11 protein-coding genes and 1 riboswitch are annotated in these 13061 nt (G+C 36.2%); of the genes, 1 reads left to right on the forward strand and 10 read right to left on the reverse strand.

Going from position 1 to position 13061, the window contains the following annotated elements; all coding sequences use genetic code 11:
* Positions 1–2: 2 nt before the first annotated feature.
* Complete coding sequence (locus EHV10_RS05820) at positions 3–1382, reverse strand: carbohydrate ABC transporter permease (protein WP_128673849.1); 1380 nt, start codon at positions 1380–1382, stop codon at positions 3–5.
* Between the two features lie 12 nt (positions 1383–1394).
* Entirely contained in the window at positions 1395–2633 is a 1239-nt protein-coding gene (locus EHV10_RS05825; protein ID WP_128673850.1) for an extracellular solute-binding protein, read from the reverse strand.
* A 262-nt stretch (positions 2634–2895) separates the two neighbouring features.
* Between EHV10_RS05825 and EHV10_RS05830 the strand changes: the two genes are divergently transcribed.
* Positions 2896–3918: a LacI family DNA-binding transcriptional regulator gene (locus EHV10_RS05830; RefSeq protein WP_128673851.1), complete on the forward strand. Its 1023-nt coding sequence runs from the start codon at positions 2896–2898 to the stop codon at positions 3916–3918.
* Between the two features lie 39 nt (positions 3919–3957).
* Here the strand turns inward: EHV10_RS05830 and pflA are convergent, their stop codons facing one another.
* From pflA to uvrC, 8 genes are all read right to left on the reverse strand, one after another.
* Entirely contained in the window at positions 3958–4710 is a 753-nt protein-coding gene (gene pflA / locus EHV10_RS05835; protein WP_243116083.1) for a pyruvate formate-lyase-activating protein, read from the reverse strand.
* Entirely contained in the window at positions 4676–6916 is a 2241-nt protein-coding gene (gene pflB, locus EHV10_RS05840; protein ID WP_128673852.1) for a formate C-acetyltransferase, read from the reverse strand. The genes pflA and pflB overlap by 35 nt, the downstream gene beginning before the upstream one ends.
* Before the next feature lie 199 nt (positions 6917–7115).
* On the reverse strand, positions 7116–8288 hold the full coding sequence (gene cytX, locus EHV10_RS05845; protein ID WP_128673853.1) for a putative hydroxymethylpyrimidine transporter CytX: 1173 nt from the start codon (positions 8286–8288) through the stop codon (positions 7116–7118).
* Positions 8281–9093: a bifunctional hydroxymethylpyrimidine kinase/phosphomethylpyrimidine kinase gene (gene thiD / locus EHV10_RS05850; RefSeq protein ID WP_128673854.1), complete on the reverse strand. Its 813-nt coding sequence runs from the start codon at positions 9091–9093 to the stop codon at positions 8281–8283. Before thiD ends, cytX begins: the two co-directional genes overlap by 8 nt.
* A gap of 1 nt (position 9094) precedes the next feature.
* Positions 9095–9739, reverse strand: a complete 645-nt coding sequence (gene thiE, locus EHV10_RS05855; RefSeq protein WP_128673855.1) for a thiamine phosphate synthase — start codon at positions 9737–9739, stop codon at positions 9095–9097.
* Complete coding sequence (gene thiM / locus EHV10_RS05860) at positions 9726–10541, reverse strand: hydroxyethylthiazole kinase (RefSeq protein WP_128673856.1); 816 nt, start codon at positions 10539–10541, stop codon at positions 9726–9728. Before thiM ends, thiE begins: the two co-directional genes overlap by 14 nt.
* Before the next feature lie 205 nt (positions 10542–10746).
* A riboswitch (TPP riboswitch) is annotated at positions 10747–10851 on the reverse strand.
* A gap of 24 nt (positions 10852–10875) precedes the next feature.
* The gene (locus EHV10_RS05865; protein ID WP_128673857.1) at positions 10876–11169 is read right to left on the reverse strand and encodes a Dabb family protein; all 294 of its coding nucleotides are present in this window, start codon (positions 11167–11169) and stop codon (positions 10876–10878) included.
* Between the two features lie 52 nt (positions 11170–11221).
* Entirely contained in the window at positions 11222–13060 is a 1839-nt protein-coding gene (gene uvrC, locus EHV10_RS05870) for an excinuclease ABC subunit UvrC (RefSeq protein ID WP_128673858.1), read from the reverse strand.
* Position 13061 lies beyond the last annotated feature (1 nt).

Below are 13061 nucleotides of genomic sequence, written 5' to 3' on the forward strand. Positions count from 1 at the left end.
AATTAGAATCCTCCCTCTTCCTTATATGATTTACTGTTTCTGTATGTAAACAGTGCACCTATTGCCAAAATAACAAAGGTCATAATACCGATAACCGCACCGATATTGTAATACTGCTTGTCAATTGTCAATTTATAAAGCCATGTAACCAAAAGGTCTGTCTTACCTGCTGTTGAAGAGAGGTCTGTAACAGGGTCTCCTCCCGACAAGAGGTATATAACATTGAAGTTGTTTATATTACCTGTAAATGTAACTATCAAATAAGGTGTTGTAACATAGAGCATGTACGGTAATGTAATCTTGGTAAATGTCTGTATCGCATTTGCTCCGTCAACTCTTGCCGCCTCATAAAGATCTTCAGGAATATTTTGTAATACACCTGTAAGCTGAAGTAATGTATAAGGTACACCTACCCAGATATTTATTATGATAACGGTAACTCTTGCCCATGTCGGATTGGTAAAGAAAGGAAGACTTTTATCACTTGCTATAAGTCCAAGGTTTCTAAGAAGTACATTTACAGCACCTTCAGGCTGCAACATTGTACGCATTATAAGAAGTGATACGAACATAGGTACTGCACATGAAAGTACAAAGCAAAATCTCCAAAATCCCTTTGCTCTCGTTCCCTTTCTGTTAATAAGAAGCGATAAGATCATACCGAAAATATAGTTACTGAATGTTGCAAAAAACGCCCAGATAACTGTCCATGCAAGCACTGACCAAAATGTACTTCCAAGGATACTTTTTGAATCAAACAATGTCTTGAAATTATCAAGTCCCACCCAATCAAAAAGCATTAAATGATTATCTATACGGCTGTAATTTGTAAATGCCATACAGATCATAAATACTAAAGGAAGTATTGTAAATATAAATACAAATGCTGTAGGCGGTGTCATAAACAGACGATATAAATTTTCATTTAAAAGTGTTTTCAAATCTTCTACAAAGTTGTTTACATGTTTACCTTCTTTACGAAGACATTCAGCCTTGTATGCGCTCTTTAATGTACCTCTCCAAATAACTATCATAAGAACGGTAATTAAAATTGCGGCAACACCGTAAAGTAATATAAGAATAGACTGATCACCCTTGGTGTAGGTATAAATCTGCTTAGCCTCATCCCATACTTCCTGTTGTTCTACACTTCCAAGTGTACGAAGTCCTGCTATAAATCCTATTCCGTTTACAAACATAAAGACAAGATATGCAATCTCTATCAGAAGATATATAAGACCTTTTATAACCTGTCCGTTTACTATATTTCCAAATCCCATCAGGATCATGGAAAGTTTTGTTGACAATCCGCCCTCTTTTATTGCATTGGTGCAAGTGTATGGCGTCGGAAATTCATTAACTCTTTTTTTTAATAAACCCATAACATTTACCCCTTAATTTAATCCGTTACTGTTCATTGCCGCATTCATTGCTTCTGTCTGCTCTTTGGCATTAGCATGTGTCACGCTCTTATTTCTGATTGCCTTGCCCATATTTTCAACAGGACTCCAACAATTACTCATAGCCGATACGAAAGGCTGAAGAATTGAAGTATTGTTAAAGGTATTGTTTTGTGCCAAAACAAGTGCATCAGATGCTATCTCAGGATCCTTTAAAAGTTCCGTATTACAAGGTATAACATTTCTCAACTCATAGTGTGCTTTTTGTGCTTCCATACCTCCAAGGTATACTGCAAGTGCAACCGCCTGTTCCATATGCTCACTGTGTGAATTTACTCCGATTGCCTTTGAACCTGCATATGCAAGCATCTGCTTTTCCTCACCTTTAATGCTAAATGTGGGAAGTGAAGCGGCACCCATATTTTCTCCAAGTGCTTCCTTAATTGCATTTGCATCCCATGAACCTGTAAACATTGCATTTACACTGCCGTCACGAAGCCCTGCAAGTGCCGAACCGTCAGCATCAATTTTGAAATTAGAATTGGCTGCAAGGTCTATAACATAATTTGTAGCATCTACAGCCTTTTCCCCGCCAAAGTCAACACCCTTTGATTCATCGTTATCATTTCCGAACAAGGTACATCCGTTTCCAAGATAAAATGCAGGCAGATACCAGGAATTGGCAAGCGGGAAAGACACGATACCTTTCTTTAACATTGTATCAAGGTTTTTTATGTCATCATCTGAAAATACAGACTTGTCATAAAACATATACCAGGTATTTGTTGTAAAGGGTACACCGTAAAGCTCATTATTTACAGTAAGTGAATCCAGAAGCTCTTTTGAGTTGGTCGATTCAATAGCCTCCTTATACTTGCCTCCAAACTTTGCTATTGCCTTTGCATCGATAAGATTACTTATTTTATCGTTTGCATACATAAATACGTCGGCGCTCGCTTCCGGATCCTGTGATACCTGATCTGCAGCAGTCGCTTCATCCGCAACTCCATATACAAATGTGATATCCCATTCGGGATGTTCATTCGCAAAATTTTTACACATTGTTTGAAGCCACTCACCACTGTCTTTTGACTGATCTTCAGACGGTGACCAAACCATCAGTCTGACTTTCTCGGCTGTGCCGGATCCTTTACTGCCGGCACATGCAGTCAGCCCCACTCCCAGAGTCAAAGCCATGATTCCTGTTAGAAATCTTTTAAGACTTCCTACCATAATCTTACTACCTCCTGATTAAATTTTCGCATTGTTTCGTTAATGTAAATATATATCTTTTTTAATTCCCAGTCAATAAATTTTCATATTTTCTTTATGTTTTTAAAACATGGAAATAATACTGTATACAGTATTCTAAAATTTTCGTTTTGTTTCCAAAATTCTTGAAAAATACCATATTTTGTTCTTTGTTGCTTTTTAACATTTTATTCTATATAATAATATAAAAATGATTTTCTTTTATATGAAAGGATATTAAACTATGACCACAATACAGGATATTGCCGATAAATTAGGCATTTCCAAGAGTACTGTGTCAAAGGCATTAAATGATGCACCTGATGTTAGCGAAACTTTACGTAAACAAGTTCTTGAAACTGCAGTTGCATTGGATTATACAAAGTTGAGGCGATATAAAAAGCCGGTTAAAAAAATATGTATTCTAATAGAAAAAGAAAATATAGAATACTTGGAATCACATCACTTTGCTTATGATATTATCATAGGTTTTCGCCAGCTTGCAGAGCCTGCAGGCTTTGAAGTGGAAACAGTACCTGTTGATACCGATTTTCAAAAAAATACGTCATATGATATATTTATGCTTGAACATGATTATACAGGTTCATTTGTACTTGGATTTTCACTTAATAATCCTTGGATCAATGATTTTAAAAACAGCCATACTCCTGCAGTGCTTTTTGACAACTATGTTACGGGAAATCCGTCTACAGCCTACGTAGGCATTGACAATAATGAAGGAATGGAGCTGATTCTTAATCATCTTACAAATCTCGGGCATAAAAAAATAGCTTATCTTAGCGGTTCACTTGGATCATATGTACTTCAAATGAGACATGCGGCTTTTTTACATGCTATGCGTAGTCATGGCTACAAAACGACAGCTGAGAACATAGGCTGTTCCTACTATCTGTCCGAATGTATAGAAAAGCATCTTCCAAGATTTTTAGAAGCCGGAATGACAGCGATAATCTGTAGCCATGATAATATTGCAGCTGCATCGATAACTCAGTGCCGACAGCTTGGCTACAAAGTGCCTGAAGATATAAGTATTATCGGATTTGATGATTTGCCTATGGCGGCCTACACATCACCGCCACTTACTACTGTCAGACAGGACAGAACAGAGCTTGGCAAAAGCGGATTCTTTGCCCTTTCAAGTCTTTTAAACAATATACCAATCAGTACTTTTTTACTTCATGCAAAGCTTATTGAAAGAAAAACAACGTCAAAAGTTTGTATAAGCCAAAAAAGCGGCAATCCGTAACAATACGGAAAGCTGCTTTTTTAGTTTCTTGATTATTTTTTAAATATTACCGGAAAGTATCCTGTTGGCATTATCTACTCTTTCCTTTGTAGGAGGATCTATACCTTCAAGCTTATATTCAATTCCCAGATTATCCCATTTATGTCTTCCCAATGTATGATATGGTAATACTTCCACCTTCTCCACATTTTTTAACGAAGAAATAAATTCTCTAAGCTTAATAAGATCCTCATCATAATCACTTCTTTCAGGTACCAAAACATGACGAATCCACATTCTTTTTCCCATTTCATCCATTGTTTTTGCCATTTCAAGTATATGATCGTTTTTCATGCCTGTTATAATTTCATGTCTTGTATTATTTATTTCTTTTATATCAAGCATAATAAGGTCCGTATATTGCATCAAGATTTTAAACTTTTCAAAAAACTTTGATTCTTTACTGAACACTCCTCCGGCGGTATCAAGACAGGTATTTACACCGTTTTCTTTGCACAATTTAAAAAGCTCCGTCACAAAATCTATCTGTAATAACGGTTCTCCGCCACTTACGGTAATCCCTCCGTTGTCTTTCCAATACGGCTTATATCTTATTGCCTTTTCAAATACTTCCTTGGCACTAAATATCTGATTTTCTTTTGTAGACCATGTGTCCGGATTGTGACAAAACTGACACCTCATCGGACAGCCTTGTACAAATACAACAAATCTTACTCCCGGACCGTCCACAAGTCCGAATGTCTCAAACGAATGAATATTACAGCCTGTCATGGCATGTTCTGGCAATAACATCCAGCTGCTGTTCTCTTGTAAGGTCTATAAACTTAACAGCATATCCTGAAACTCTTATTGTGAAGTTTGCATACTCTTCCTTCTCAGGATGTTCCATAGCATCTATAAGCTTTTCCGTACCGAAAACATTTACATTTAAGTGATGTGCACCCTGATCAAAATATCCGTCCATTACCTGAGTGAGGTTCTTCTTTTGCTCATCCTCACCATGTCCGAGTGCTGACGGATTAATAGTCTGAGTATTTGAAATACCGTCAAGTGCATACTCATATGGAAGCTTTGTAAGTGAATTAAGTGAAGCCAAAAGTCCGTTTTTTTCTGCGCCGTAGCTTGGATTTGCTCCCGGTGCCAGAGGCTCTCCGGCTTTTCTTCCGTCAGGCATACTTCCTGTCGCCTTACCGTATACTACATTTGAAGTAATTGTAAGGATGGATGTTGTTGCTTCTGAATTTCTGTATGTATGTCTTTTCTTAACCTTTTTTAGGAAAGTCTTTAAAAGCCATACCGCAATATCATCTGCTCTGTCATCATCATTTCCGTATCTTGGAAAATCACCTGTTGTCTCATAGTCAACCACAATTCCGTTTTCATCACGAACAGTCTTTACCTTTGCATATTTTATTGCACAGAGTGAATCTACTACATGTGAAAATCCTGCAATACCTGTTGCAAATGTTCTTCTGACATCAGTATCTATAAGTGCCATCTCTGCAGCCTCATAATAATACTTATCATGCATATATTGAATCAAATTCAGTGTATTTACATAAAGTCCTGCCAACCAGTCCATCATTACATCATATTTCTCCATTACCTCATCATAATCAAGGTATTCAGATGTTATAGGTCTGTAAGCCGGTCCGACCTGCTCTTTTGACTTTGCATCCACACCTCCGTTTATAGCATAAAGAAGGCATTTTGCAAGATTTGCTCTTGCTCCGAAGAACTGCATTTCCTTTCCTGTTTCCGTAGCTGATACACAACAGCATATAGAATAATCATCACCCCATACCGGACGCATTACATCATCATTTTCATATTGTACAGAACTTGTTCTTATAGAAACAGCAGATGAATACTCTTTAAACGCCTTTGGAAGCCTGCTTGAATAAAGTACGGTAAGGTTCGGCTCCGGTGAAGGTCCCATATTCTCAAGTGTATGCAAGAACCTGAAATCGGACTTTGTAACCATCGACCTTCCGTCCATACCAAGTCCCGCCATCTCAAGGGTAGCCCAAACCGGATCGCCTGAAAAGAGCTGATTGTAAGAAGGTATTCTGGCAAATTTTACCATTCTGAATTTCATTACAAGGTGGTCTATCAACTCCTGTGCTTCGATTTCTGTCAGTTTTCCTGCCTTTAAATCTCTTTCAATATAAATATCAAGAAATGTTGAAATTCGTCCTACACTCATTGCCGCACCGTTTTGTGTCTTTATAGCCGCAAGGTATCCGAAGTATAACCACTGTACAGCCTCTCTTGCATCCTTTGCAGGTTTTGAAATATCGAATCCATATGCTGCAGCCATTTCCTTTATCTGTTTAAGAGCCTCTATCTGCATTCCAAGTTCATCTCTTTGACGGATTATTTCATCAAACATTGTACCGTCGCCACAATTTTCCAAATCTTCCTGTTTCTTTTCTATAAGAAAGTCTATTCCATAGAGTGCAACTCTTCTGTAATCTCCTACAATTCTTCCCCTACCGTATGTATCAGGAAGTCCTGTAATTATTTTATTATGCCTTGCCGCATGCATTTCAGGTGTATAAGCCTCGAATACAGCCTGATTATGAGTCCTGTGATATTCTGTAAAAATCTTGTGGAACTTCTCATTGGTCTGATAGCCGTAGGTACTTGCAGCCTGCTCAGCCATCTTTATTCCACCAAAAGGCATAAAAGCTCTTTTTAGAGGTTTATCTGTTTGAAGTCCCACAACCTTTTCAAGATCTTTCATATCTTCGTTTATATATCCCGGTCCATAGGCTCTAATAGTTGAAACAACTTCAGTCTCCATATCAAGAACTCCGCCTTTAGCTCTTTCCTCTTTCTGAAGTCTTGAAAGTTCACCCCAAAGCTTGTTTGTAGCTTCTGTAGGACCTTCCAAAAAACTCTCGTCTCCATCGTATATTGTATAATTATTTTGTATAAAATCACGTACATCTATATCGTCACGCCATTTTCTTCCCTTAAAACCATCCCAGCACATAAGTACCTCCTTTTAAAATAAACAAAGTAGTTAGGTTTTGCTAACTCTCTTATGTCCTGATAATATCACCATTAAATTTATTATTCAAGCGATATTTGTTAATTTTTTCTCATGTTTTCAATAAAAAACAATTCCTAGCTTTTTACTAGGAATTGTTCTGATATTTATACAGTATTTATGCTCTTATACAAGCTTTTTATTAAACTACTTTTCTTTTTATAAATATTTTATTTACTATAATAGAAATGCATATTGTGATTATCATACTTGGTACTGTACTTCCAATTGGAGTATCCAGCTTTATTAATAGCCTATATATTATAAATCCTATTATCCATATGATAATATTTATCACCGAAAAACATTTTTCATCATGTCTTATTTTTAATATAAAGAAATCCGATATTTGTATTGCTATCATTGGGGCAAAAACTGAACCTATAAGATATAAAAATCCTGTAATATCATCCATAGGTAATATTATTGCTCCCAGAGTTCCTATTATTGTAACAGCTACAGCAATCCACTTTGATGATATATTTGCAAATATAGACTCTGTAGATACTCCTGCGGAATACACATCCAAAAATGTAGTGGTTACAGTAGAAAGCACAACTATAAAAAGTCCCATTATACCAAGTCCTGCCTTTAATAAAATCTGTGCTATATCAGACTCCATTGTAAATAATGCGGCACTCATTCCTATAACATACATCCAAACACTGACAAGACCATATGTTACAGTACTTGCTGCAGTTGCCTTCACAGGTTCCTTGGCTTCTTTTGTATAATCACTTATAAGCGGAAGCCAGGAAAGCGGCATTGCAACCGATAATTCAAGAGCTGCACCGAAGCTCATACTTCTGTCACCGCTGCCAAAAGCTATTCCACCTCTAAAAATAATAAAGCTAAGTATTATAGTCATAATGAACAAGGCTGACATAGCTATTATATTTACCTTGCCAAGGTTTTTTACACCTATAAGTATCCAAACCAGTATCAGTCCGCCTATAACAAGACACCATATGATATGTCCCACAGCCATTATTCCCTGTGTAGCCAAGGCTCCATCATAAATCATTATACCGGTCCATCCTACCAGCTGCATAATATTCAGTATGGCAAAGAAAATACTTCCCTTTCCCCCAAAGCTTAACTTAACAGTATCCATTGCACTTTTTTCAGTCTTAGCTCCTATTATTCCGGCCAAAAACAGTAAGATACATCCTATAATATGCCCTAAAACTATTGCAAGCATTCCGTTAAGAAATCCTAATGATGCAAAATATGTACCTGTCAAAATTTCCGCTATAGAAACAGCCGCTCCAAACCAGATCAGACTGTTTTCAAATACTGATGTTTTCTTATTCATTATCCGCCTCCTTTGCATACTCTCCGTTTATATTAAATGAATGATTTAGAGGGCCGCTACCCTTTCCTATATCAAGCATTGCAAGTAGGGCATCGGATATATAGTTCTTTGCCCTTTGTACGGATTCTTCCGTTGTATAACCCTTTGCAAGATTTGATGCTATTGCTGATGAAAGAGTACATCCGGTACCGTGAGTATTTTTATTATCTATACGTTTTCCAAAAAACCACTTTGCTTTCCCATTCTCATACAATAAATCATTGGCATCATTTATACTGTGTCCCCCTTTTAACAGTACCGCACAACCATGATTTTCATATATTATTTTGGCAGCTCTTTCCATGTCCTTTTCATCTTTTATTTTTATACCTGAAAGAACCTCTGCTTCAGGTATATTTGGAGTTATTAACTTTGCCAATGGAAAAAGCTTTTCCTGCATTATTTTTATTGCACTGTTTTCAACTAAATTAGATCCGCTTGTAGCTACCATTACCGGGTCAAGTACTATATTTTTCGACTTATATTTTACAAGCTCGTATTCAATAGCTTCCACTATTTCCGGCGAAGATACCATTCCTATTTTTATAGCATCAGGAAAAATATCTTCAAAAATCATCTCAAGCTGACTCTTTACAAATTCAGGAGCAATATTTACTATTCCTGTTACCCCTGTAGTATTCTGTGCTGTAAGTGCGGTTATGGCACTCATTGCATATACATTGTTTGCAGTCATTGTCTTTATATCCGCCTGTATACCTGCTCCACCACTACAATCACTTCCGGCTATTGTTAATACTTTTTTCATATCATGTCCCCTTAATTAAATCATTTGACAAATTGTAAAGTTCCTTTGTCGCTTTTTTTATATCAGCAGCTCCGAATATCGCAGAGACTACTGCAACTCCATCTATTTTACTTCCCTTAAGCTTTAATATATTTTGTGAATTTATTCCTCCTATTGCCACCTTAGGTATACTTACAGCTTCACATATAGATTTTAATGTTTCATATGAGACAATACCTACATCATTTTTGGTAGAAGTTTCAAATACCGCACCTATCCCTATATAATCTGCACCGTTTCTCTCTGCCAAGACAGCCTCCTCTACCGTATGTACGGAAACCCCTATTATCATATCTTCTCCGACAATCTTACGGACATCTTTAAGTTCCATATCATCTTGCCCTATATGTATTCCGTCTGCATTGGTGGCAATTGCCACGTTTAGATTGTCGTTTACAATAAATGGAATATTATACTGTTTACACAGCTGCGATATTTTTTTTGCTTCCTCTATAAAGCTTCCTTCATCCAAACTTTTTTCTCTAAGCTGCACACAGGTTACACCGCTTTCAAGAGCTTCATTTACCTGCTCATATAAAGTTTTATTCCCTGTCCATGTTCTGTCGGTGACAGCATAAAGTTGCATATATTTCTTATCTAATCTCATATCTTGCTCCTTTTTCAAGTTCAGCAGGAGTGAGATTGTAGACTGCATCTATCAAATAATTTCTATAGCTGCTGTTACCGTCTTTATCTGACATACGTTTTTTTGCTGTTTCTCCACATAATCCCATTGCACAAACACAGGCAAAAGCGGCTTCTAAAATATTGTCAGGATTTGCACTTATATATGCCGCCATCATAGCTGAAAGCTGACATCCGCTTCCTGTAATTTTACTCATTATACTGTCACCGTTATATACACAATATGCTATTTTACCGTCCGTAATTATATCAACGGCAGATGTTATAACTGTTACACAGGAGTTTTTCAATGCGAAATCCTTTGCGAACTCAACCACAGTATCAATATTTTTTTCATTGATAAAATCAACGGAATCAACTCCCCTTGTATTACCTATTCCTACGGCAAGACATTTTATCTCTGATAAATTTCCACGTACTACGCTGAATTTCACCTTTTCAAGCAGTGTTTTTGCAGTCTCCGTTCTTAATCCGGATGCTCCGGCTCCTACAGGATCAAGTACTATTGGATGATTCAATTCGTTTGCCTTTTTACCTGCAGCAATCATTGAAGGAATAGTTCTTTTATTTAATGTACCTATATTTATATTAAGTCCTGAACATATTGATGTTATCTCTTCAACTTCATCCAACTCGTCAGCCATTATAGGGCTGGCACCGCATGCAAGAAGTATATTGGCACAGTCATTTACAGTAACATAATTTGTTATATTATGTACCAGAGGTGATTTACTTTTGACATTTTCAAGCATTTCTTTTAACATATTTTTTATCTCCTATCTTTGCTATTTTCTATTAAATTGTGTAAGAGTATTTGTTTTCATAATGGAATAAAGCAGAATACCTGCCACTTTCTTTCATAGTAATCCTCCTAAAATATATTCTTAAACTATAAAACTTATAGGATCATATATTCAGTTAGAATTTTTGCAATAAAAAATGAGATACAAGAACCTGTATCTCCTGAAAAGAAAGTAAAAAACATTTCCCTACGTTGGCATTATCCAAATCAGGTAATCGGTCGAAAGTCACACTTCCCTCTCAGCCTATATATAAGCTCCCAAGTTAATAATATTTAATTACCAAAAGTATATCACTCTAGGATAAAATGTCAATCGCTACTCTTGAATTTGTATTAGGTTTAATCAAGTTTTCAACAATTGCCACATGTTCTTTTGATGTTGCATACTTATTAAGAGCATCCTCATCCTTTACATCCAATATCAAAATAATATCATGTGTACTCGTAGGTAAAACATTATAAACAATATCCGCCATGATTACTTCATCCATACTTTTACATAAATCAATCAGACTGCTTTTTATCTCTTCACCTATACTTTGCTTTTCCACACCCTCATTAAACTTCCACATTACGATATGTCTTAACATAAATTCTCCTCTTTTCATATATTAGTGGTGTCAAACTTTTAAGTCCAACCTATTAATCTTTTTTAATTTGAAAAAAATTACATACTGCAGTAGCGGCCTTTTTATTCATTCCTTCCACTGACATAAGTTCCTCAAGACTTGCATTTTTAATATTTTCAATTTCTTTAAAATGCTTCATTAGTGCTTTTCGCCTTACAACTCCTATTCCTTCTATATCATCAAGTATCGACTTTACCTGAGTTTTAGATCTTAGACTTCTGTGATACTCTATAGCAAATCTGTGCGCTTCATCCTGTATTCTAGTTATAAGCAAAAATCCTTGAGAATGAGTATCTATAGGAATTTCAACATTGTTGTAATACAGCCCTCTGGTCCTGTGATTATCATCCTTTACCATTCCGCATACCGGAATATTAAGTCCAAATTCTTCCAAAACCTGCAAACAGATGTTTACCTGACCTCTTCCACCGTCCATAAGAATTATATCAGGCAGTTTATTAAATCCGGTATCTTTTTCATCAACACCGCGATCAAATCTCCTCGTAAGAACTTCCTTCATCGAAGCATAGTCGTTTGGACCTATTACTGTTTTTATTTTGAATTTTCTGTAATCACTTTTTTTAGGCATTCCGTTCTCATAAACCACCATAGAACCTACAGATTGAACACCTGAAATATTGGAAATATCATAGGCTTCCATTCTTTTTAAATTAGGCAATGATAAAAGTTCTTCAATTTCCTTTACAGCTCCCACACTTCTTGCTTCCTGTCTTTGAAGCTTTTCCCTGTCTTTGGTGAGAACGATTTCAGCATTTTTCTTTGCAAGTTCTACCAGTTTTTCCTTTGAGCCTTTCTTTGGAACAATTATATTTACCTTTGAACCTCTTTTAGCAGAAAGCCATTCCGAAATGAGGTTTTCATCCTTTAATTCATACTGTGACATTATTTGGCTTGGTACAAAAGGAGTTCCCGCATAGAACTGTTTTATAAAACTCTCCAGTATATCAACTTTTTCATCATCCATTGCAACTTGTATATAATGATGTTCTCTACCAACCATCTTTCCCTCCCTGATAAAGAACACCTGTACAACAGCATCCCTCTCATCTCTTGCCATTGCAATAATATCCCTGTCTTTTGAATCATCTGAAGTGATTTTCTGTTTTTGTGTAATATGAAGTACGGAGTTTAATAAATCTCTTTGTTTTGCCGCATCTTCAAATTTAAGTTCGGCTGAAAGCCTTTCCATCTCGGTTCTTATTTTATTTATAATAGGGTCAAAATCACCACTCAAAAATTTAAGTGCTTCGGCAGCATTTTTATTATATTCATCTTTTGATATATAATTTTGGCATGGAGCATCACACTGATGTATAAAATAGTCAAGACATGGACGCTCCGCTCCTATATCCTTTGGGAGATTTCTACTGCAAGTCCTTAGCTTATACACTCTGTTTAAAAGATTTATTGTATCTCGTACTGCATTTCCGCTTGAAAAAGGACCGAAATATCTGTTTTTGTCCTTCTTTATCTGCCTTACCATCTGCAGTCTGGGGTATTCCTCTTTTACTGTAAGTTTTATATAGGGATAGGTTTTATCATCCCTAAGCATTGTATTATACCTTGGTCTATGTTCTTTTATCAGATTATTCTCAAGTACCAATGCCTCCAGCTCGGAATCGGTTACAATATATTCAAATCTTTCAATCTTTGAGACCATTTGTTTTATCTTAGGACTCTTATCCTTACTTGATTGAAAATATTGCCTTACTCTGTTTTTTAACGAAATAGCCTTGCCGACATATATAATATCATCTTTTTTGTCATGCATTATATAAACACCCGGCTGACGTGGCAACTTCTTTAATTCATCTTCTATTACAAATGCCATC

Origin of the sequence: Lachnoanaerobaculum gingivalis (assembly GCF_003862475.1) — a bacterium.
GTDB classification, from domain to species: Bacteria; Bacillota; Clostridia; order Lachnospirales; family Lachnospiraceae; genus Lachnoanaerobaculum; species Lachnoanaerobaculum gingivalis.